The following is a 22,038-nucleotide window of genomic DNA, read 5'->3' on the forward strand; positions in this document are numbered from 1 at the left end:
CAGGAGATCCGCCCATGTCCCTTAAGCGTCCCGCCCTCAAGACCCTGCTGCGCGCCCTGGCGCTGGCCGGCGCCGCATCCTTCGCCGCCCAGGCCGGCGCGGCCGAAGAGGTCAGCCTCTACACCACGCGCGAGCCCAAGCTCATCCAGCCGCTGCTGGACGCCTTCACCAAGGACACCGGCATCAAGGTCAACACCGTCTTCGTCAAGGACGGCCTGCTCGAGCGCGTCAAGGCCGAAGGCGGCAAATCGCCCGCCGACGTGCTCATGACCGTGGACATCGGCAATCTCATCGACCTGGTCGACGGCGGCGTCACCCAGGCCATCAAGTCCGAGATGCTGGACAGCGTCATTCCGGCCAACCTGCGCGGCGCCGACGGCAAGTGGTACGCGCTGTCGCTGCGCGATCGCGTGCTCTACGCCGAAAAAGACCTCAAGCTCGACAGCTTCCGCTACGAAGACCTGGCCGATCCCAAGTACAAGGGCAAGGTCTGCATCCGCTCGGGCCAGCATCCCTACAACACCGCCCTGGTCGCGGCCATGATCGCCCATGACGGCGCCGAGGCCACCGAAAAATGGCTGCGCGGCGTCAAGGCCAACCTGGCCCGCAAGGCCGCCGGCGGCGACCGCGACGTGGCCCGCGACATCCTGGGCGGCATCTGCGACGTCGGCCTGGCCAATGCCTATTATGTCGGCCACATGAAAAACGCCGAGCCCGGCACCGACGCCCGCAAGTGGGGCGACGCCATCAAGGTCATCCGCCCGACCTTCGCCAACAGCAAGGGCACCCACGTCAACGTCAGCGGCGCCGCCGTGGCCGCGCATGCGCCCCATAAGGCCAATGCCGTCAAGCTGCTGGAATTCCTGGTCTCCGAGCCCGCCCAGACGCTCTATGCCCAGGCCAACTATGAATACCCCATCCGCAAGGGCGTCAAGCTTGACGCCGTGGTGGCCAGCTTCGGGCCGCTGACGGTGGATCCGCTGCCCGTGGCCGACATCGCCAAGTACCGCAAGCAAGCCAGCGAGCTGGTCGACAAGGTCGGTTTCGACAATTAAAGTCACGGGCCGGCGCGCCGTCCATGGGCGCGCCGGCCCGTCGACACTCGCTGTCGCCGCGTTTCCCGTAGTCCCGACAGGGCGGCCCCATGGCCGCTTTGTGTTTTTTCGCAGATGATGCCCAAGCTCACCCTGGCACGCCCCTCCAGCACCGGCCTGCGCGGACGCGGATGGCTGCTGGCCGCCGCCCTGATCGCCCTGGCCGTCCTGGCTCCCTTGGCCAGCCTGGCCTGGTGGGCCCTGGACGCCGACCTCTCCCACTGGCGCCATCTGGCCGCCTACGTCCTGCCCCAGGCCCTGGGCAACACCGCCCTGCTGCTGCTGGGCGTGGGCGTGCTGGTGACCCTGCTGGGCACGGGCGCCGCCTGGCTGGTCGCCGCCTACGACTTCCCCAGCCGCAAGATACTGGTCTGGGCCCTGCTGCTGCCGCTGGCGGTGCCGACCTACATCATCGCCTTCGCCTACCTGGACCTGCTCCACCCCATCGGCCCCGTCCAGTCCGCCATCCGCGCGCTGCTGGGCTACGACAGCCCGCGGCAGTTCCGCCTGCCCGACCTGCGCTCGCTGGGCGGCGCGATCTTCGTGCTGGGCTTTGTCCTCTACCCCTATGTCTACCTGAGCACGCGGGTCATGTTCATGACCCAGGCGGCCAGCCTGATCGAAGCCGCGCGCACCCTGGGCGCCGGGCGGCTGGGCGTCTTTTTCCGCGTGGCCCTGCCGCTGGCGCGGCCGGCCATCGCCGTCGGGGTCAGCCTGGCCCTGCTCGAAACGCTCAACGACATCGGCGCTTCCGAATTTCTCGGCGTGCAGACCCTGACCGTCTCGGTCTACACCACCTGGATCACCCGCTCGGACCTGGCGGGCGCCGCCCAGATCGCCCTGACCATGCTGGCCTTCGTGCTCGCCCTGGTGCTGCTGGAGCGGCGCGGCCGCAAGCGCCAGCGCTATGCCAATACCCAGCGCATGCGGCCCATGCAGCCTCAACGCCTGCACGGCGCGGCCGCGCTGGCGGCCTGTGTGCTGGGCTGGATCCCCGTGCTGCTGGGTTTCGTGGCGCCGGCGCTGTATCTGGTGGCCGAGACCTATAAGCGGCTGCACCTGGTGGGCGGCGTCTCCGGCCAATTGCTCTCCAGCCTGGGCAACACCCTGGCGGTCGCGGCCAGCGCCACCGTGATCACCGTGGTCTGTGGCCTGGCGGTGGCCTGGGCCGCGCGCAACCTCGGCGCGGGCGCCGGCCCGGCCCGCGCCTGCGCCCGCGTGGCCAGCCTGGGCTATGCCGTGCCTGGCACGGTGCTGGCCATTGGTCTGCTCGCGCCCTTTGCCTGGATAGACCAGGCCGCCGGCCGATTGCTGGGGCTGCCCGGCATGCTGCTCATGGGCAGCATCGGCGCGCTGGTCTGCGCCTATACCATCCGCTTCCTGGCGATTTCCACGGGCGGCATCGAAGCCGGCCTGGCCCGCATCCCGCCCTCGCTGGAACACGCCTCGCGCCTGCTGGGCGAAAATGCCAGCGGCACGCTGCGTCGCGTGCATCTGCCGCTGTTGCGCCCGGCCCTGGCCGCCGCGGCCCTGCTGGTCTTCGTCGACACCATGAAAGAACTGCCCGCCACCCTGCTGCTGCGCCCCATGAATTTCGACACCCTGGCCACCTGGCTCTATGCCGAGGCCGCGCGCGGCACCTACGAAGAAGGCGCCGTGGCGGCGCTGGCCATCGTGCTGGCCGGCCTGGCTCCCGTCATCCTGCTTGCCCGCAGCAATCTGAAAATGGGACATTGATATCGTGCCCGACCTCCTGGAACTCGAACACCTGGCCCTGGGCTATGACACGCCGCAAGGCCTCAAGCGCGTGGTCGAAGACCTCAGCCTGACGCTGCCCGCCGGCCAGATCGGCTGCCTGCTGGGCGAATCCGGCTGCGGCAAGACCACGGTGCTGCGCGCCATTGCCGGCTTTGAACCCTTGCGCGCCGGCCGCATCCTGCTCGATGGCCGCGTGCTGTCCTCGCCCACCGAACAGGTCGTGCCCGAAAAACGCCATGTGGGCATGATGTTCCAGGACTACGCCCTGTTTCCGCATCTGACCGTGGCCCAGAACGTGGCCTTCGGCCTGCGCCGCCTGCCCAAGCCCGAGCAGCAGGCCCGCGTCGACGAGATGCTGGAACTCGTCGGCCTGTCCCAGGCCGCGCAGAGCTATCCGCACGAGATCTCCGGCGGGCAGCAGCAGCGCGTGGCCCTGGCCCGGGCGCTGGCGCCCTCGCCCGAGCTGCTGCTGCTCGACGAGCCTTTTTCCAACCTGGACGTCGATACGCGCGAGCGCCTGGCCTTCGAAGTCCGCGAGATTCTCAAGGCCACCGGGCATACGGCCATCCTCGTGACCCACAACCAGGCCGAAGCCTTCGCCATCGCCGACCACATCGGCATCATGCAAAAAGGGCGTATCGCCCAATGGGATACGCCCTATAACCTGCGTCATGCGCCGGCCAGCGACTTCGTGCGCGACTACATCCGCCGCGAAGCCCTACAAGAACAGCGCGAAGCCGCCTACGCCCGCGGCCGCTGAGCAAGCCGCGGCGCCTTATGCGCGCGGCGGCGGCAAGGGGATGAACTCGGTCTCGTCGCCCGGCACTGTCTGGCCAAAGCGGTCGCGCTGCCAGTCGTCCTTGGCCTGCTCGATGCGGTCCTTGCTGCTGGAGACAAAATTCCACCAGATAAAGCGCGGGCCATCCAGGGGCTCACCGCCCAGCACCGCGAAGCGCGCATCGCTGCGCGCCCGCAGCGTGACCGGACAGCCGGCCCTGAAGACGAGCAAACGCCCGGGCTCGAACACCTGGCCATCCACCTCCACCGTGCCCTGCACCAGATAGGCGCCGCGCTCTTCGTACTCGGCCGGCAGCTCCAGCCGGGCGCCGGCGCGCATCTGGATATCGCCATAGAAAAGCGGCGACAGCGTCTTGACCTGCGAGGTCTGACCGAACAGGCTGCCGGCCACGAGCTGGGCGCGCACGCCCTCGCCTTCGATCACCGGCTGGGCCTCGCGGCCATAATGCACAAAACCCGGGTCGGTCTCCTCATGGGCCTTGGTCAAGCCCACCCAGAGCTGCAGACCGAACAAACGCTGCTCGGCGCGGCGGCTCTCCGGCGACGAACGCTCCGAGTGCACAATGCCCCGGCCGGCCGTCATCCAGTTGACCTCGCCGGGCAGAATCGTCTGCACATTGCCCGCGCCGTCGCGGTGCACGATGCTGCCCTCATACAGATAGGTCACGGTGGCCAGCCCGATATGCGGATGCGGCCGCACGTCCATGCCCGCGCCGGCCGGAAATATCGCCGGCCCCATCTCATCCAGGAATACAAAGGGACCGACGGAACGGCGCTGCGCCGACGGCAGGGCGCGGCGGACCTCGAAACCGCCCAGGTCGCTTGTGCGCGGCACCACGATGGTTTCCAGGCTGTTTTCGCCTTCTGGGGTCAAGCTCGACATGATGAACACCTCTGGGAGCATGGCGCGGCGCGCCGGGACAGTCGGCAGGCAAACGGGCGGGACCGCCAGGCCCCGCCCGCCTACTTTACGGCAAGTCGAACACCAGCACTTCGGCCGCGTCGCCATCGCGCAGTTGCACGGCGGCTTCGCCTTCCAGCGCCAGCCCGTCGCCGGCCTTGAGGGCCCGGCCATTGACCGTCACGCTGCCGCGCGCCACATGCACCCAGGCGCGGCGGCCCGCCGCCAGCGCCAGATCGGCCGCCTCGGCGCCATCGAACAGGCCCACGTACAGGCGCGCATCCTGGTGAATGCGCAGCGAATCGTCGGCGCCATCCGGCGAAGCCACCTGGCGCAGCTTGCCGCGCTTGTCGGCAGCGTCAAAGGACTTTTGCTCGTACTCGGGCGCGATGCCGGTGACATCGGGTTCGATCCAGATCTGCAGCAAATGCGTGGGCGCATCCGGCTGCGGGTTGAACTCGGAATGCAGCACCCCGCGTCCGGCGCTCATGCGCTGCACATCGCCCGGGCGGATGGTCGATCCCGTGCCCATGCTGTCCTTGTGCGCCACCGCGCCATCCAGCACATAGGTGATGATCTCCATGTCCCGGTGACCATGCGTGCCAAACCCCCGGCCCGCGGCAATGCGGTCATCGTTGATCACACGCAGTGGTCCGAACCCCATATGGTCGGGATCGTAGTAGTTCGCAAACGAAAAAGTATGAAAAGTGTCCAGCCAGCCATGATTGGCGTGACCGCGCTCGGCGGCGGGGCGAATCGTGATCATGATGCGGCTCCTTATTCCAATTTGGTGAATGGTGCCGGCCCCTCCGGCCTAAGCTTGTCATTCACGTCATGGATGTCATTCTGCGCCTTTGACCTGGGCCCGTGGGCGGCTAGAATTGAAGATATCATTCAAAATTATTGAACGATCATGGCCAGCCCTGCCCAGAACCGCCCGCCCATCGGCGCCATCACCCCCGAGCTGCTGCTCATGGTGGACGCCATCGCCCGCCATGGCAGCTTCGCCCGCGCCGCCCGCGAGCTCGGCAAAGTGCCCTCCGCCGTCACCTATGCCGTGCGCAAGCTGGAGGACAGTCTCGACGTCCTGCTCTTTGACCGTTCGGGCCACCGCGCCCGCCTCACCCCGGCCGGCCAGGCCCTGCTGCAAGACGGCCGGCATCTGCTGCATGCCCTGGATGACCTCGCCTGCCGCGTCAAACGCATCGCCACCGGGTGGGAAGTCGAACTGCGCATCGCCGTGAGCGCCGTGCTGCCCATCGAACCCCTGTTCGATCTCGTGCGCGATTTCCAGGCCCTGCAAAGCGGCACCACGCTGCGCATCAGCGAAGAAGTGTTGAGCGGCGCCTGGGACGCGCTTGCCGCCGGCCGCGCCGACCTCATCATCGGCGCCGACGCGGCTGGCGCTCCCGCCGGCGCCTATCGCAGCACCGCCATGGGCCAGACCCAATTCGGCTTTTGCGTCGCCCCCCACCATCCCCTGGCCAAGCTGGGCCGCCCCCTGACCGCGCTCGACATCGCCGAGCACACCGCCATCGTCGTGGCCGATACCTCCCGCGACCTACCGCCGCGCACCCGCGGCCTGCTGCAGAGCCAGGGCATCATCGTCATGCCCACCATGCGCGCCAAGATAGAAGCCCAGATCCGCGGCCTGGGCTGCGGCTACCTGCCGCTCACCCTCGCGGCCAGCGCCATCACCCAAGGCCTGCTCGTCACCTGCCTCATCGAAGACCTCATGCCCCCCACCGAACAGGTGGTCTATGCATGGCGGGCCGAACGCCCGGGCCAGGCCCTGGGCTGGTGGCTGGAACGATTGCGCTCCCCCCGGCTGTGCGAAAGCCTGCTGGGTGTGGGCTGAACCTCAATAACCGATCGCGATCGTCAGCGGGCCCGCCGCCGTCCCCAGACGCGGCTCCATCCGCGTCTCCGACTTGCCGGCGCCCCACATCGTCGCCAGGCGCCCGGCCTGAGCCGCGCGCAGCTCCACCGTGGGCGGCTGGCTGTCCGAGCACACCACCCGGGGCGCCTCGTCCTGGCGCACCGTCGCCAGTTTGCAACCCTTGGCCAGGTCCAGCTCGAATTCAAAGTCTTGCGCCTGCGCGACGCCGCCCACGAGAGCCGACGCCATTACCGCGATTCGAATAACCTTCTTCATAACCCTGCTCCTTTCCGATCAAATGAAGTCGATATGGAAAGAATAGGACTTACGAACATAAGACTAAATCACCAAATTCGCTTGGTATTGTAGGAAAAATCCTAATCGCATCGGGCGCCGGCGGTCTGCCGCTCGGCGCCCGAGGAAGGGCTTCGCGTCTTCAAATATGATTTCCCCCGCTGTTCGAATAACAGGATATGCCGCCCCGGGGACCGGTGCCGTATTGCCGGCCGAAAAGGCGCTACGCGGTGAACAGGAACCGGCGCGGCATTATCATGCCGCCGATTTTCGACGAATAAGAATGCGAGAAAAAAGATAATCAATAGGCCAAAACACCAAGAAGGCAATAAAAAAAGCCGCTCATGGAGCGGCTTTGCAATCTGGAATCGCCATCATGATGTCAGTCCTCGGCGATGCCCAGTTCGCGCAGTTTACGCGTGATGGTGTTACGGCCTATGCCCAGCCGGGTGGCGGCCTCGACGCGGCGGCCGCGGCTGGCGTCCAGGGCGCTTTGCAGCAGGATTTTCTCGAATTGGCGCGTGAGCGTGGCCATGATGGCGGGCTCGCCCCGCTCCAGCCGGTACTGGGCGTCCTTGAGCAGGGCCTGCTGCCAATTGCGCGGCAGGTCCTCGAGGGCCGGGCCCGCCGCGGCGGCATGGCTGGCCGCATGACCGGCCGGGGTATCGGCCGAGATACGCATCGGCGGATTGGGCGCGGCGTGCTCCATGGCCCGGATCTCGGGAGGCAGATCATTGCGGTCTATGGTCTGCCCGGGCGCCATGACCGTGAGCCAGTGGCAGAAGTTCTCCAGCTGGCGCACGTTGCCGGGAAAGTCGAACTTAATCAGGACGGCCACCGCTTCCGGCGTGAGGCGCTTGACCGGCACGCCCAGGGTCTTGGCGCTGGCGGCCAGGAAATGATTGGCCAGCGCCGGGATGTCCTCGGTGCGCTCGCGCAGCGGCGGCAGGCGCAGGCGGATGACGTTCAGGCGGTGAAAGAGGTCTTCACGAAACAGGCCTTGCTCGACGCGCTGCTCCAGCGGCTGGTGGGTGGCGGCGACGATGCGCACGTCCACGCGCACGGGCTGGGCCCCGCCGACGCGATAAAAGCTGCCTTCGGCCAGCACGCGCAGCAGGCGCGTCTGCAGCTCGATGGGCATGTCGCCGATTTCGTCGAGAAAAAGCGTGCCGCCATGGGCCTCTTCGAAGCGCCCCCGCCGCAGGGTATTGGCGCCGGTGAAGGCCCCGCGTTCGTGGCCGAAGAGTTCGGCCTCAAGAAGGTCGCGCGGAATGGCGGCGGCGTTCAGGGCGACAAAGGGGCCGCTGGCGCGCGCGCCATGGCCATGCAGCGCCCGGGCAACCAGCTCCTTGCCGGTGCCGGACTCGCCCGTGATCAGGACGGTGACCTTGGACTGCGCCAGGCGCCCAATGGCCCGGAAGACCTCCTGCATGGCGGTCGATGAGGACTGGGTCATCATGTAGCGCTCGCCGGCGGCGGCATCGGCCGCGGCGGTTGCCTCGGCCTGAGGCTCGATCTCCTGCATGGCGCGCTGGATGAGCGCCACGGCCTCATTGACATCAAAGGGCTTGGCCAGATAGTCAAAGGCGCCGCCCTGGAAGGCGGACACGGTGCTGTCGAGATCGGCAAAGGCGGTCATCACGATGACGGGCAGGCCGGCATGGTGCTCCTTGATCTGGCGCAGCAGCTCCAGGCCGTTGCCGCCCGGCATGCGGATATCGGATACCAGCACCGAGGGCGTGTCGCGCGTAAGCGCCTCCAGCACGTCGGCGGCCTGGGAGAAGCTGCGCGTGGTGATGCCGGCGCGCGCCAGGGCTTTCTCCAGTACCCAGCGGATGGCCTGATCGTCGTCAACGATCCATACGGGTTTCATCAAAGGGGCTCCATCGGTAGAACCAGGCGGAATTCAGTGTGCCGGGGTCGGGATTCGAATTCGATGATGCCGCCGTGCTGCTGCACGAAGTCCTGCGCCAGGCTCAGGCCCAGGCCGGTGCCGCCCGCCCGGGCGGTGACCAGCGGATGGAAGATGCGGTCGCGGATGTGCTCGGGCACGCCGGGCCCGTTGTCGATAATGGACAGCACCAGCGCCAGGCGGTGATGGCGATGCGCCAGCATGACCTGGCGCGCCACGCGCGTGCGCATCGTGATCTGGCCGGGCGGCACGTCGGCGCCGGGCTTTTGCAGCACCAGCTCCTGGGCGGCGTTGCGCGCCACGTTGAGGACGGCCTGCATGAGCCGCGCGGCATCGCCTTGCAGATCGGGCACCGAAGCGTCGTAGTCGCGCACCAGGCCGACCTCGTCGCGGAACTCGGCCTGGATGAGCGCGCACACGCGCTCGCAGATTTCGTGAATGTTGACCGGCCGGGCGTTGAGCGGCACACGCTGCGGGCCGCTCAGACGATCCACCAGCGCCTGCAGGCGGTCGGCTTCGGAAATAATGACCTGGGTGTATTCGGCCAGCGCCGGGCTGGGCAGCTCGGCTTCCAGCAGCTGAGCCGCGCCGCGCAGGCCGCCCAGGGGATTCTTGACCTCGTGCGCCAAGTTGCGCAGCAGTTCGCGGTGGGACTCGATTTCGTCGACCAGCCGGTGATTGCGGTCGGCCAGCACGCGCTGTTCGATTTCGCGCGTCTCCAGGAGCACCGGCCAGCGCTGGCCGGGGCAGGCGACGGTCGTGACGGTGACTTCGATCGATTCGCTGGCGCGCCGCAGCGAGGACAGCTGGCGCACATCGGCGAATTTCCCGGCCACCGCGCCGTCTATGGAATTCTGTAAGGCTTCGGGGTGATCGAACAGCGTGGGCGCCGCCAGGTCGCGCAACTGCTTGCGGGAGCGGCCGAACAGGTCTTCGGCGGCAGCGTTGGCATATTCGATATGGCCACGTTCGTTCAAGAGGAGAACGGCGGTGGCAAGCAACTCAAAAGCATCAACATTCGTCATGCGGGCTCCGGGGCGGGAAAGTCGGCGGGTCGAATGACCCGCCCCTGGCGGACTCCGCCCGCCCAGGCGGGCGGAGTCTTCAGCCTCGGCGGATTAGAGGCTGTAGTACATGTCGAACTCGACCGGATGGGTCGTCATGCGCAGGCGCGTGACTTCGCCCATCTTGAGCTCGATGTAGGCGTCCAGCATTTCGTTGCTGAACACGCCGCCGCGGGTCAGGAACTCGCGGTCCTTGTCCAGCGCGGCCAGGGCTTCTTCCAGCGACGCGCAGACGGTCGGGATCTTGGCATCCTCTTCCGGCGGCAGGTCGTAGAGGTTCTTGTCGGCGGGGTCGCCCGGGTGGATCTTGTTCTGCACGCCGTCCAGGCCGGCCATCATCAGGGCCGAGAACGCCAGGTAGGGGTTGGCCAGGGGATCCGGGAAGCGGGTCTCGATGCGGCGCGCCTTGGGGTTGCCCACGTAGGGGATGCGGATCGAGGCCGAGCGGTTGCGGGCCGAGTAGGCCAGCTTGACCGGGGCTTCGAAGTGCGGAACCAGGCGCTTGTACGAGTTGGTGCCGGGGTTGGTGATGGCGTTCAGGGCACGGGCGTGCTTGATGATGCCGCCGATGTAGTACAGGGCGAACTCGGACAGGCCGGCATAGCCATTGCCCGCGAACAGGTTCTGGCCGTCCTTCCAGATGGACTGGTGCACGTGCATGCCGGAGCCGTTGTCGCCGACGACAGGCTTGGGCATGAAGGTGGCGGTCTTGCCATAGGCATGGGCCACGTTGTGGATCACGTACTTGACGATCTGGTTCCAGTCGCCACGGCTCACCAGCGTGCTGAACTTGGTGCCGATTTCGAGCTGACCGGGAGCAGCCACTTCATGGTGGTGCACTTCGACCGGCACGCCCATTTGTTCCATCAGCAGGCACATTTCCGAACGCATGTCCTGGAAGGAATCGACCGGCGGAACGGGGAAATAGCCGCCCTTGACGCCCGGGCGGTGGCCCATGTTGCCGCCTTCGAATTCCAGGCCGGTGGACCAGGGGGCCTCTTCCGACTTGATCTTCACGAAGGTGCCCGACATGTCGGTGTTCCAGGTCACGCCGTCGAACACGAAGAATTCGGGTTCCGGGCCGAAGTAGGCGGTGTCGCCCAGGCCGGAGGACTTCAGATAGGCTTCGGCGCGCTTGGCCAGCGAACGCGGGTCGCGGTCATAGCCCTTCATGTCCGAGGGTTCGACCACATCGCAGGTCAGGATCAGCGTCGGCTCTTCGCGGAAGGGATCCAGGTTGGCGGTGTTGACATCGGGAATGAGCAGCATGTCGGAGGCTTCGATGCCTTTCCAGCCCGGGATAGACGAACCATCGAAGGCCTGGCCGCTTTCCAGTTTGTCTTCATCGACGGTATGGGCCGGCACCGAGACGTGGTGCTCGCGGCCGAGCGTGTCGGTGAATCGGAAATCCACGAACTTGACTTCGTTGTCGGCGATCTGTTTGAGAACGTCTTGGGGGCTTGCCATGTCATCTCCATTGGTAATAGCGTCACGGGCATAGCGCCCGACAGGCGTAGAAGCAGAAGCAATATGCGTGCCAGGTTTGCCCCAGGGGAAATCCCGGGGGCAATATCAGACCGCGATAAATTTAGCACCGTTATGGTGCAAAACATAGGGCATGATAGCCCTATATTGGTGCACGCCGATTACAGGAAGATTTCCTGCAAATCGTTCAGGAAGCGCCAACCCAGGGCGGTGGCCCGCAGGCGGGTGGGATCGGCGTCCAGGAGGCCGCGCTGGGTGGCCGCCTCCAGTTGGTGCGCGATGGCGGCCAGGGACAGGCCGGTGCGCTCGGAAAAGGTGCTTGCCGCCACGCCCTCTTTCAGGCGCAGGGCATTGAGCATGAACTCGAACGGCAGCTCGCCCGGGCCGACCTGGCGGCTTTCGGCGATATGGCCGCCATCGCGGGCCATGGCCCGGGCCATCCAGGATTCGGGATTGCGGTGGCGGGCTTCGCGCACGATGCGGTCATGGAAAGACAGCTTGCCATGCGCGCCCGGGCCCAGGCCCAGATAGTCGCCAAACTCCCAGTAGTTCAGGTTGTGCTTGCTGCGCGCGCCCGGCCGCGCATAGGCCGAGACCTCATAGCGGGCCAGGCCCGCCTCGGCCAGCGCCGCCTCCACCGCGTCCTGCATGAGCGCGCTGCTGTCGTCATCCGGCAGTTCGGGCGGGTATTTGGCAAAGACGGTATTCGGCTCCAGCGTCAGGTGATACATGGACAGATGCTCGGTGCCGAAGGACAGGGCCTGGCGCACATCGGCCAGGCAGGCCTCCAGATCCTGGCCCGGCAAGGCGAACATCACATCCAGATTGACGCGCGGCACGGCGCGCTGGGCCATCTCGATGGCCGCGCGCGCCTGCGCGGCGTCATGGATGCGTCCCAGCTTGCGCAGCTGGCCGTCGTCGAAACTCTGGATGCCCAGGGACAGGCGCGTCACGCCGCTGGCCCCGTAATCGCGAAAACGCCCGGCCTCGGCCGTCCCGGGATTGGCCTCCATGGTGATTTCGGCATCGGGCAGGAGGTTGAGGCAGGCCCTGAGCATGGCCAGCAGCTCGTCCAGCCCGGCGGCCGACAACAGGCTGGGCGTGCCGCCGCCGATAAAGACCGAGATCACCTGCCTGCCCCAGACCAGGGGAATGGCCTGCTCCAGATCGGCGCGCAAGGCGTCCAGGTAGGCGCGCTCCGGAATATCCTGGCCCGGCACCGCATGCGAATTGAAATCGCAATAGGGGCATTTGCGCACGCACCAGGGCACATGCACATAGACCGACAGCGGCGGCAGACTGGTCAGCGCCGCGCCCGAAGGCAGGACGACGGGCGATTTGGCCGGCGCGGCGCCGGCGACCCGGATCGGAATGGTGATGGCCATGCGGCTCAAAGCGCCTGCAATTTATCCAGGATCTCGCGCAAGGCGCGGGCTCGGTGGCTGACGGCGTTTTTTTCTTCGGCCGGCAGCTGGGCGGCGGTGCGGCCCAGATCCGGCAGGTAGAAATACGGGTCGTAGCCAAAACCGTTCTCGCCGGCCGCCGACCGGGCGATCTCGCCATGCCAATGGCCTTCGCCGATCAGCGGACAGGGGTCTTCGGCGTGGCGCACCAACACCAGCAAGGCCACATACCCGGCGCGCCGGTCGGTCTGCTCCCGCAGTCTCTCCAGCAGCAAGGCGTTGTTCGCGGCATCCGACTTGGGCGCTCCGGTTTCGCGCTGGGCATAGCGGGCCGAATAGACGCCAGGCGCCCCGCCCAGGGCGTGCACGCACAGGCCGGAGTCGTCGGCCAGGGCCGGCAAGCCGGTCGCCAGGCTGGCATGGCGGGCCTTGGCCAAGGCGTTCTCGACAAAGGTGACGTGCGGCTCCTCGGCCTCGGAGACCCCCAGTTCGCCCTGGGGCACAAGCTCGATGCCCAGCGGGGCGAACAGCGCGGCGAACTCGCGCAGCTTGCCGGGATTATTGGAGGCCAGCACGACGCGGCGCAAAGAATTGGGAATGGCAGCAGACATGGCCGCTATTGTAATCGCGGGCCCTTGGCGGCCATGGCCGGCCGCAATCATGACAATATGCAACAAGCCCAAGCCAAGGCCTCGTCATGAGGGGCAGTTCCGCCCCCCTGCCCCTCACGCAAGCGGAACACCGCCACCGCCGCGCGCAAGGACTGGGCCTGCCCCTCCAGCGCCATGGCCGCGGCGGCCGTCTGCTCGGCCATGGCCGCATTCTCCTGCGTGCCCCGGTCGACCTCGGCCACCGCCCGGTTCACCGCCGTGATGCCCGCGGCCTGCTCGGCGCTGGCATGCGAGATATCGCCCGCCAGCCGCATCACGCCATCCACCGCCGAGACCATGGCCTCCATGGTCCGGCCGGCCTGGGCCACGTGGCGCGAACCGGCGGCCACGCGCTCGCGCGATGCCTCGATCAGGGCCTTGATTTCGCGGGCGGCCTGGGCGCTGCGCTGCGCCAGCGAACGCACCTCGGCGGCCACCACGGCGAAGCCCTTGCCCTGCTCGCCGGCCCGCGCGGCTTCGACCGCCGCGTTCAAGGCCAGGATGTTCGTCTGGAAGGCGATGCTGTCGACCACGCCCACGATTTCCCCGATGCGCCCGGCCGAGGCCGAGATTTCCCGCATGCTCCGCACGGCGTCCTGCACGGCCGCGCCGCCTTCGCGCGCCAGGCGCGCCGCGCCCTCGGCCTGGCGGCTGGCCTGGTCGGCATTGTGCGCGGTCTGGCTCACGGTATCGGCCAGCCCCGCCATGCTGGCGGCCGTCTCCTGCAGCGTGGCGGCCTGGCGGGCGGCGCGGTTAGACATCTCGCCCGCGCCCGCGGCGATCTCGGCCACGCCCTCATGGATGGCCTCCACACCGCCGCGCACACTGGCCACTGCCTGTGTCAGCCCGCCCTGCATGCGGCCCATGGCGCGGTAGAGCACGCCGATCTCGTTGCCGCCGCGATCGGCGATGCCGGCGGTCAGGTCGCCGTCGGCGATGCGCGCGAAGTGGCGGCCCGCCTCGGTCAAGGGGCGCAGCACCGCGCGCCGGAAGGCCAGGCGGATCAGCAGCGCCAGCGCGCCCACGGCCAGCAACAGCAGCCCCGCGCCCAGCGCCATGCGGTCGGCCATCCGACCGGCCTGGGCCAGCAGCTCGCGGCCCTGCTGGCGCGCATGGCCCTGATAGGCATCGACCGCCCGCACATAGGCGTCGGCGGCCGCCGGCAGCGCCTTGTCGCTCAACTGATTGGCCTGGATGCCATTCCAGCCCTTGATGGCGGCCGCCAGCGGCAGCAGCGCCTGGTCGGCCAGGTTCGCATAGGCGGCCAGCACCGCGCCATAACGGGCCTCGCCCGCGTCGGGATTGGCGCGCAGCCGCGCCGCGCTCTGGGCCGCCGATTCCAGCAGGGTTTCGGCGCGCGCCAGCGCCGCATTGCGGTCTTCTTCAAGGCCGCCTTCCATGAAGGTCTTGGCGTCGGCCAGCTGCGCGCGCGCCTGGAACAGCCGCGCCGTGGTGTCGCTCAAGGCATTGGCGCGCTCGATATTGCCCCGCCCCAGGGCTTCGATATGGGCCTGGTTGGCGCGCAGCGCCGCCACCGCCGCCGCGGCGGCCGCGACGAATAGAAGGACAAAGACCGCCATCGTGGCGGTCAGGGCCGTCGCGACCCGCAGATTCTTAGCCATAGCCATCCAGGAACAGGCGCCCAAACCCCTAAGGGCGCGGTGCGCCGATTATCCCGGCCAACCATGGCAGTTTCTTGACATCAGGCCGGGATTTCGTCCTCGGGAATGTCATCGATCATGGTCTGGACCAGCTCGCGCGCGAAGACCGGCAGGGCTTCCAGATCGCGCACACAGATATGCAGCTGGCGCACGCTCCATTCATCGGTGAGCGGCACGACCGCGATATCCAGCACCCGCGCATAGCGCAGCGCCACGGACTCGGGGATCACGCCTATGCCCACGCCGCTTTCTATCATGCGGCAGGCCGCCTCGAAGTTGCCCACCTCGATACGGAAACGGAAAGTCCGCCCCAGGGCGGCGGCCGCCTGCACCAGGAAGGGATGGATGGCGCTCCATTCGGACAGGCCCACGTAGTCAAAGCCCAGCGTATCGGCAAAGGGCACGGCGTCTTCGCCGGCCAGGGGATGGCGGCTCGCCGTCACCAGCACCAGCCGGTCGCTGCGGTAGGGGATGAATTGCAGCTTGGGATCCGGCGCGCAGCCGGCCACCACGCCGATGTCGGCCGAGCCGTCGGCCACGGCGCGCACGATGAGATAGCTCAGGCGCTCGCGCAATTCGACATTGACGTCCGGATGCACGGCCAGGTAGCGCGCCAGCACCGCCGGCATGAACTCCGTGCTGGCCGTGGTGTTGGCCAGCACCCGCACATGGCCTTTGACGCCGCGCGCGAACTCCTGCATATCGCCGCGCAATTGCTCGATCTGCTGCATGACGGTGCGCGCATGACGGGTCAGCGCCTCGCCCGAGGGGGTCAGGGTCACGCCCTGGCTGTTGCGATACAGCAATTGGGTGCCGAAGTGCTCTTCGAGATTCTTGACCCGGGTGCTGGCCGCCGGCAGGGACAGGTGCGATTTCTCGGCCGCCCTGGTCAGGCTGTGCCAGTCTCCGATATGAACCATCAGCTGCAGGTCCGTGAGGTCGAAATGCGTTGCCATGCCTGTTGTGTCCTGGTGCTTCGGGTTTGGATAACCCGGTATTAAGCAATGCGAAATTGGCAGCCCGCCCGCCTTTGCGGCACAGTCTGCCTGTTCCCCTTTTTTGAAACCCGATAATAGCCCGCCCATGCAGGACACCCAGAACGATTACCAGGACATCCGCGAAGCCGTCCGCGACCTGTGCAGCCAGTTTTCGGCCGAGTATTTTCGCAAGATCGACGAAGAACGCGGTTATCCCGAAGAATTCGTCCGCGCGCTGACCGAAGCCGGCTGGCTGGCCGCCCTGATCCCGCAGGAATACGGCGGCTCGGGCCTGGGCCTGACCGAGGCCTCCATCATCATGGAGGAAATCAACCGCAGCGGCGGCAATTCGGGCGCCTGCCACGGCCAGATGTACAACATGGGCACGCTGCTGCGTCATGGTTCGGAGGCGCAGAAGCGCGAATACCTGCCGCGTATCGCCAGCGGCGAACTGCGCCTGCAGTCCATGGGCGTGACCGAGCCGACCACCGGCACCGACACCACCCGCATCAAGACCACGGCCGTCAAGCGCGGCGACCGCTATGTGATCAATGGCCAGAAGGTCTGGATCTCGCGCGTGCAGCACTCCGACCTGATGATACTGCTGGCCCGCACCACGCCGCTGGACCAGGTCACGCGCAAGTCCGAGGGCATGTCCATCTTCCTGGTGGACCTGCATCATGCCGTCAAGCACGGCATGCAGGTGCGGCCCATCCCCAATATGGTCAACCACGAGACCAACGAGCTTTTCTTCGACAACCTGGAGATCCCCGCCGAAAGCCTGATCGGCGAGGAAGGCAAGGGTTTCAAATACATTCTGGACGGCCTGAACGCCGAACGCACGCTGATCGCCGCCGAGTGCATCGGCGACGGCTATTGGTTCGTGGACAAGGTCAGCGCCTATGCCAAGGAGCGCGTGGTGTTCGGCCGGCCCATCGGCCAGAACCAGGGCGTGCAATTCCCCATCGCGCGGGCCCATATCAATGTGGAAGCCGCCAGCCTCATGCGCTTTGAGGCCGCGCGCCGTTTCGACGCCCACCTGCCCTGCGGCGCCCAGGCCAACATGGCCAAGCTGCTGGCCGCCGATGCCTCGTGGGAGGCCGCCAACGCCTGCCTGCAGTTCCATGGCGGCTTTGGCTTTGCCAACGAATACGACGTCGAGCGCAAATTCCGCGAGACCCGTCTCTACCAGGTCGCCCCCATCTCGACCAACCTGATTCTCTCCTACGTCGCCGAGCACGTGCTGGGCCTGCCCCGCTCCTTCTGACCGCCATGACCACCTCTCCCAGCGCCGTGCTGGCCGCTTTCGCCAGCCAACTCCGTTACGAAGACATCCCGGCGCCGGTGCTGCGCCGCGCCGAAGACCTGCTGCTGGACACCCTGGCCTCCATCCTGGCCGGCGCCAACGCGCGTCCGGTGCAGATCATGGCCGGCTATGCCCAGGCCATGGGCCCGGCCGACGGCCCGGCCGAGATCCTCGTGAACCGCCGCCGCAGCTCGCCGCTGTTCGCCGCCATGGTCAACGCCGCCGCGGCCCATGTGGTCGAGCAGGATGACGTGCACAACGGCTCGGTCTTCCACCCCGCGGCGGTGATCTTCCCGCCGGCGCTGGCCGTGTCGCAGGCCCTGGGCCTGTCCGGCCGCGATCTCTTGACCGCCGCCGTCGCGGGCTATGAAGTCGGCATCCGGGTGGGCGAATTCCTGGGCCGCTCGCACTACAAGATCTTCCACACCACGGCCACCGTGGGCACGCTGGCCGCCGCCGTCACGGTGGGCCGCCTGCTGGGCCTGGACCCCGAACGCATGCTCAACGCGCTCGGATCGGCCGGCACCCAGTCGGCCGGCCTGTGGGAATTCCTGCGCGACGCCGCCGACTCCAAGCAGCTGCATACCGCCCACGCCGCGGCGGCCGGCATCACGGCCGCCTACCTGGCGCGCGACGGCTTCACCGGCGCGCGCCAGATCCTCGAAGGCCCGCAAGGCCTGGCCGCCGGCATGTCGCGCGACGCCGATCCCTCGCGCCTGACCGATCGCCTGGGCGAGCGCTGGGCGCTGGCCGAGACCTCCTTCAAATACCACGCCTCCTGCCGCCACACCCACCCCGCCGCCGACGCCTTGCAGGCCTTGATGCGCGACAACCAGCTGGGCGCCGGCGACATCGCCAGCATCGAGGCCTTGGTGCACCAGGGCGCGCTGGACGTGCTGGGCCCGGTCGTCAACCCGGCCACGGTGCATCAGTCCAAGTTTTCCATGGGCACGGTGCTGGGCCTGATCGCGCTCAAGGGGCGCGCCGGGCTGGCCGAGTTCGATGCGGCGCTGGACGATCCGGCCATGGCCACCTGGCGCGAACGCACCACCATGACGCTGGACCCCGAAGTCGACCAGGCCTATCCGCAACGCTGGATCGGCAAGGTCAAGGTCCGCACGGCCGACGGGCGCGAGTTGAGCGCCCGCGTGGACGAGCCCAAGGGCGACCCGGGCAACACGCTGTCGCGCGCCGAAATCGAGGCCAAGACGCTGAGCCTGGGTCAATATGCCGGCGCGGCGCGGCCCGAAGAACTGCGCGAGCTGATCGATACCGTCTGGAACCTGGCCGAGCAGTCCAGGCTGGGGCCCCTGCTGGCCGCGTGAGGCCAGCGCGCTCAGGACAGCTGCAACTCCCTGGGCGCCGCCTGCGGGTCACGGTTTAACTGATAGCCCAGCCACAGGCTTTGCGCGATGCGTTCGGCCATGGCGCAGGCCCGGGCCGCCATGGCCTGGTTGGGCTGCGCCCGCGCCGTGTCCCGGAACAGCGCCAGCCAATGTTCGAACAGGCCGGCGTCCAGGCCGGGCAAGGCCGCGTGCTTGGGCATGGGCGTGCCGCTGAAGCGCCGCGTGCGCAGCAGGATGGCCGACCAGAAGTCCACCAGCTTGGCCAGATGCACGTCCCAATCCTCCACATGCGCATTGAAAATAGGCCCCAGGCGCGCGTCGGCGCGCACGCGGGCATAAAAAGCATGCACGAGGCCGTGGATCTCCGCTTCGGTGCATAAGGGCTCTTGCGACATGGCCGTATCCCCATGGGATATTTAAGATGTATTTATAATACATCTTAAATGACGGACGCCCCCGGCGGACGTCTCCTGAGGCTTTAGCTGCGCGCCGCCCGCTGGGCGGCCACCAACTGCGCGATCCCGCCCTCGGCCAGCACCAGCATGCTGTCGAGCTGGGCCCGCGTGAACGTCGCCTCCTCGCCCGTGCCCTGCACTTCCACGAAAGCGCCCGAGCCCGTCATGACGACATTGACGTCGGCCTCGCAGGCCGCGTCCTCTTCGTAGTTCAGGTCCAGCACGGCGCGCCCGCCCACCAGGCCCACCGACACCGCGGCCACATGGTCGCGGATCGGGTTCTGCGCCAGCTCGCCGCGCGCCATCAGAAGCGCCACGGCATCGGCCGTGGCCACCCAGGCGCCGGTGATGCTGGCGCAGCGCGTGCCGCCATCGGCCTGCAGCACATCGCAATCCAGGTGCAGCGTGCGCTCGCCCAGGAGTTTGAGATCGACCACCGCGCGCAGCGAGCGGCCGATCAGGCGCTGGATTTCCTGGGTGCGGCCGCTTTGCTTGCCGCGGGCGGCCTCGCGGTCGCCGCGCGTATGCGTGGCGCGCGGCAGCATGCCGTACTCCGCCGTCACCCAGCCCTCGCCCTTGCCCTTCAGGAAGGGCGGCACCTTGTCGAGCACGCTGGCCGTGCACAGCACCTGGGTGTTGCCCGCCACCACCAGGACCGAACCCTCGGCATAGCGCGTGAAACCGCGCTGCAGGCGAAAAGGACGCAGGGCGTCGACGGCGCGGCCATCGGCGCGGACGGAAGTATCGGAAGTGGTCAAGGCGGACTCCAGAATCGTCATCAGGCAAAGATCAATAGCGGGATTGTACGTGCGCGCCCCGCCGCATCGGTTATTCTGCCGGCATAATCCCGCGCCTCGGGGCTTGCGCCCCTGTATTTCCAGGAACATCCACCATGATTCGCAGCATGACCGCGTTCGGCAACGCCCGCGTCGATCTCGAACAAGGCTCGCTCGCGCTCGAACTGCGCAGCGTCAACAGCCGCTTTCTCGACCTCTATTTCCGTTTGCCCGACGAGTTGCGCCATGCCGAAACCCCGCTGCGCGAACTGCTGACCAGCCAGCTGGCGCGCGGCAAGGTCGAGGTGCGCGTCAGCTTCACCCGCAATGCCGGCAACGAAGTCACCCAGCTCGATCCGCAGTGGCTCGGCCTGCTGGCCGACCAGCTGCAGGCCGCCCGCCGCGTCCTGCCCGAAGTCAGCGCGCCGCGCCTGGTCGAACTCCTGAACTGGCCCGGCCAGCGCGGCAATGACGCGCTGGACCCGCAGATCTGGGGCGCGGCCTGCGTAACCGCCGCCCAGCAGGCCCTCGGCCAGCTGCAGGACGGCCGCAGCCGCGAAGGCGAACGCCTGGCCCTCATGATGCGCGAATGCGCCGACGGCGTGGGCCGCATCGTCGAACTGGTCGAAAGCCATCTGCCGCAGCTGCTGGCCGATCACCGCGAAAAACTCGCCACCAAGCTGCGCGAAAGCCTGGAAGCCGCCTTCCCCGGCGGCTTTGCGCACATCAGCGGCGCCGAGCTGACCGAGCGCGTGGCCCAGGAGGCCGGCCTCTTCGCCCTGCGCATCGACGTGGCCGAAGAACTCTCGCGGCTGCGCTCCCACCTCGAAGAACTGCGCCATCTGCTGGGCGAAGGCGGCGGCAAGGCCGGCGGCAAAGGCAAGGGCAGCGCCGGCAAGCGCCTGGACTTTCTCTTCCAGGAAATGAACCGCGAGGCCAACACCCTGGGCTCCAAGGCGGGCAGCCTGGAAGTCACCCGCGCCGCCATGGACCTGAAGCTGCTCATCGAGCAGATGCGCGAACAGGCGCAGAATATCGAGTGATGTCTTCCGGCCGCCCGGCCTAACTTCGCGTCTGCGCCCCGGGCGGCAGCCAGCGCCAGAACACGCCGGCCGCCACCAGGCCCAGGATGCCAATGCCGAAGGAGGCGCCGCCCAGCGAGACCAGGGCCGTCAGCGCCGATAGCGCCACCGGCCCGCCGCTCGATCCCAGATCGGCCATGAAACGCCAGATGCCGAGGAATTGCGTGCGCGCGCCCGCCGGCGCGGCGTCGGCGCCCAGCGTCATCACGATGCCCGATCCGATGCCGTTGCCAAAGCCCAGCACCAGCGACACCAGGATGAAGCTGGCCACCCCGCCGGTCAGCGGTATCGCCATCAGGCTCAGCCCCATCAGCAGCGTGCAGGGCAGCGCCACCCAGAGGCGGCCGCGCCGGTCCATGACCTTGCCCGCCGGATAGAAGACCGACATGTCGATGGCGGCGACCAGGCCGTAGATGAGCGAGGTGGTGGTGGCGTCCAGGCCGAGATGGTCGGCCCACAGCGGAATCACCACCTGGCGCGAGGCGCGCAGCGCGCTGATCAACATGACGCCCACGCCCAGCGTGGCGTACACGCCGCGATGGTCGCGCGCGACCTCGCCCATGCGGGCGCGCGGCGCGCCGGGCATGCCCTTGGGCTCGATGTCGGGCGCCTTGAGGGCGATCAGCCCCGCGCCCAGCATGGCGCAGATGGCGATCCAATAGGCGCCGTCCAGCCCCAGGAAATGAATCAGCGCCGCGCCGGCGAAGGGACCGATGAAGACGCCGATGCGCGTCGTGCCGCCCAGGGTCGACAGGGCGCGCGCCCGGTAGGCCAGCGGCACGACCTCGATCATGTAGCTCTGGCGCGCCAGTTGAAACACCGACTGCGCGCACCCCTGCATCAGCATGGCCAGCGCCAGCACCCAGAGCCTGGGCACACCGATCACCAGCAGCAGGCCGATCACGCTCAACAGGGCCGCGCCGACCATGGCGCGCTTCTCGCCGAAACGTCCGGTGATCAGGGCGGACGGAATATTGGACAGCAGCGAACCGATCCCGATGAGGGCGGCGATCAGGCCGGCGGCGGCCACCGAGGCGCCCTGGTCGCGCGCGGTGAGCGCGATGACGGGCAGAATGGCGCCGTTGCTGATGCCGTAGAGCAGCGATGGGCCGAACGCCGGGACGGCGATCTTTTTCAGGTTGAATGAATCGGGTTGCGACATGGAAGGGCGAATGAGGGCTGGGCCCGCCGCGTGGA

20 protein-coding genes are annotated in these 22,038 nt (G+C 67.7%); 7 read left to right on the plus strand and 13 right to left on the minus strand.

The features are described from left to right. Positions 1-14 precede the first annotated feature (14 nt). The 3 genes from L540_RS00155 (at position 15) to L540_RS00165 (ending at position 3,612) form a co-directional block, all read left to right on the plus strand. The gene (locus L540_RS00155; protein WP_043209064.1) at positions 15-1,055 is read left to right on the plus strand and encodes a Fe(3+) ABC transporter substrate-binding protein; all 1,041 of its coding nucleotides are present in this window, start codon (positions 15-17) and stop codon (positions 1,053-1,055) included. A 117-nt stretch (positions 1,056-1,172) separates the two neighbouring features. Further along, complete coding sequence (locus L540_RS00160) at positions 1,173-2,831, plus strand: ABC transporter permease (protein WP_197085624.1); 1,659 nt, start codon at positions 1,173-1,175, stop codon at positions 2,829-2,831. A gap of 4 nt (positions 2,832-2,835) precedes the next feature. Then, positions 2,836-3,612 carry an ABC transporter ATP-binding protein gene (locus L540_RS00165; RefSeq protein ID WP_043209068.1) on the plus strand — a complete coding sequence of 259 codons (777 nt, stop codon included), beginning with the start codon at positions 2,836-2,838 and terminating at the stop codon, positions 3,610-3,612. A 15-nt stretch (positions 3,613-3,627) separates the two neighbouring features. Here the strand turns inward: L540_RS00165 and L540_RS00170 are convergent, their stop codons facing one another. Then, complete coding sequence (locus tag L540_RS00170) at positions 3,628-4,533, minus strand: pirin family protein (protein ID WP_043209415.1); 906 nt, start codon at positions 4,531-4,533, stop codon at positions 3,628-3,630. A gap of 85 nt (positions 4,534-4,618) precedes the next feature. Beyond that, positions 4,619-5,317 (minus strand): pirin family protein, encoded by a 699-nt coding sequence (locus L540_RS00175; protein ID WP_043209070.1) that lies wholly within the window; start codon positions 5,315-5,317, stop codon positions 4,619-4,621. A gap of 147 nt (positions 5,318-5,464) precedes the next feature. Between L540_RS00175 and L540_RS00180 the strand changes: the two genes are divergently transcribed. Continuing rightward, a complete protein-coding gene (locus L540_RS00180) occupies positions 5,465-6,409 on the plus strand; it encodes a LysR family transcriptional regulator (RefSeq protein WP_082149494.1) in 945 nt (314 codons plus the stop codon). Positions 6,410-6,412: 3 nt separating this feature from the next. On the opposite strand, the gene L540_RS00185 is transcribed toward L540_RS00180, so the two are convergent. From L540_RS00185 to L540_RS00220, 8 genes are all read right to left on the minus strand, one after another. Beyond that, the gene (locus tag L540_RS00185) at positions 6,413-6,679 is read right to left on the minus strand and encodes a hypothetical protein (RefSeq protein ID WP_131726010.1); all 267 of its coding nucleotides are present in this window, start codon (positions 6,677-6,679) and stop codon (positions 6,413-6,415) included. 427 nt (positions 6,680-7,106) lie between these two features. Further along, a complete protein-coding gene (ntrC, locus tag L540_RS00190) occupies positions 7,107-8,597 on the minus strand; it encodes a nitrogen regulation protein NR(I) (protein ID WP_043209073.1) in 1,491 nt (496 codons plus the stop codon). Then, positions 8,597-9,661 carry a nitrogen regulation protein NR(II) gene (gene glnL / locus L540_RS00195; protein WP_043209076.1) on the minus strand — a complete coding sequence of 355 codons (1,065 nt, stop codon included), beginning with the start codon at positions 9,659-9,661 and terminating at the stop codon, positions 8,597-8,599. The genes ntrC and glnL overlap by 1 nt, the downstream gene beginning before the upstream one ends. Before the next feature lie 93 nt (positions 9,662-9,754). Then, positions 9,755-11,167 (minus strand): type I glutamate--ammonia ligase, encoded by a 1,413-nt coding sequence (glnA, locus tag L540_RS00200; RefSeq protein ID WP_043209078.1) that lies wholly within the window; start codon positions 11,165-11,167, stop codon positions 9,755-9,757. Positions 11,168-11,346: 179 nt separating this feature from the next. After that, positions 11,347-12,570 carry a radical SAM family heme chaperone HemW gene (gene hemW, locus L540_RS00205; protein ID WP_043209079.1) on the minus strand — a complete coding sequence of 408 codons (1,224 nt, stop codon included), beginning with the start codon at positions 12,568-12,570 and terminating at the stop codon, positions 11,347-11,349. A 5-nt stretch (positions 12,571-12,575) separates the two neighbouring features. Then, the gene (rdgB, locus tag L540_RS00210) at positions 12,576-13,199 is read right to left on the minus strand and encodes an RdgB/HAM1 family non-canonical purine NTP pyrophosphatase (RefSeq protein ID WP_043209081.1); all 624 of its coding nucleotides are present in this window, start codon (positions 13,197-13,199) and stop codon (positions 12,576-12,578) included. A gap of 47 nt (positions 13,200-13,246) precedes the next feature. Then, the gene (locus L540_RS00215) at positions 13,247-14,860 is read right to left on the minus strand and encodes a methyl-accepting chemotaxis protein (protein ID WP_048025713.1); all 1,614 of its coding nucleotides are present in this window, start codon (positions 14,858-14,860) and stop codon (positions 13,247-13,249) included. Positions 14,861-14,940: 80 nt separating this feature from the next. Continuing rightward, a complete protein-coding gene (locus L540_RS00220) occupies positions 14,941-15,855 on the minus strand; it encodes a LysR family transcriptional regulator (protein ID WP_043209083.1) in 915 nt (304 codons plus the stop codon). Positions 15,856-15,982: 127 nt separating this feature from the next. Between L540_RS00220 and L540_RS00225 the strand changes: the two genes are divergently transcribed. Continuing rightward, positions 15,983-17,143 (plus strand): acyl-CoA dehydrogenase family protein, encoded by a 1,161-nt coding sequence (locus L540_RS00225; protein ID WP_043209086.1) that lies wholly within the window; start codon positions 15,983-15,985, stop codon positions 17,141-17,143. A 5-nt stretch (positions 17,144-17,148) separates the two neighbouring features. Continuing rightward, a complete protein-coding gene (locus L540_RS00230) occupies positions 17,149-18,507 on the plus strand; it encodes an MmgE/PrpD family protein (protein ID WP_043209088.1) in 1,359 nt (452 codons plus the stop codon). An 11-nt stretch (positions 18,508-18,518) separates the two neighbouring features. On the opposite strand, the gene L540_RS00235 is transcribed toward L540_RS00230, so the two are convergent. Together L540_RS00235 and rph are read right to left on the minus strand one after the other, a co-directional pair. Continuing rightward, positions 18,519-18,923, minus strand: a complete 405-nt coding sequence (locus tag L540_RS00235; protein WP_043209090.1) for a group III truncated hemoglobin — start codon at positions 18,921-18,923, stop codon at positions 18,519-18,521. A gap of 83 nt (positions 18,924-19,006) precedes the next feature. Continuing rightward, positions 19,007-19,762, minus strand: a complete 756-nt coding sequence (gene rph, locus L540_RS00240) for a ribonuclease PH (protein WP_043209091.1) — start codon at positions 19,760-19,762, stop codon at positions 19,007-19,009. A 113-nt stretch (positions 19,763-19,875) separates the two neighbouring features. Between rph and L540_RS00245 the strand changes: the two genes are divergently transcribed. Next, positions 19,876-20,802 (plus strand): YicC/YloC family endoribonuclease, encoded by a 927-nt coding sequence (locus L540_RS00245; RefSeq protein ID WP_043209092.1) that lies wholly within the window; start codon positions 19,876-19,878, stop codon positions 20,800-20,802. Positions 20,803-20,821: 19 nt separating this feature from the next. On the opposite strand, the gene L540_RS00250 is transcribed toward L540_RS00245, so the two are convergent. After that, positions 20,822-22,003, minus strand: a complete 1,182-nt coding sequence (locus L540_RS00250) for an MFS transporter (protein WP_043209093.1) — start codon at positions 22,001-22,003, stop codon at positions 20,822-20,824. Positions 22,004-22,038 lie beyond the last annotated feature (35 nt).

This window comes from Bordetella pseudohinzii (assembly GCF_000657795.2).
Classification (GTDB): domain Bacteria; phylum Pseudomonadota; class Gammaproteobacteria; order Burkholderiales; family Burkholderiaceae_B; genus Bordetella; species Bordetella pseudohinzii.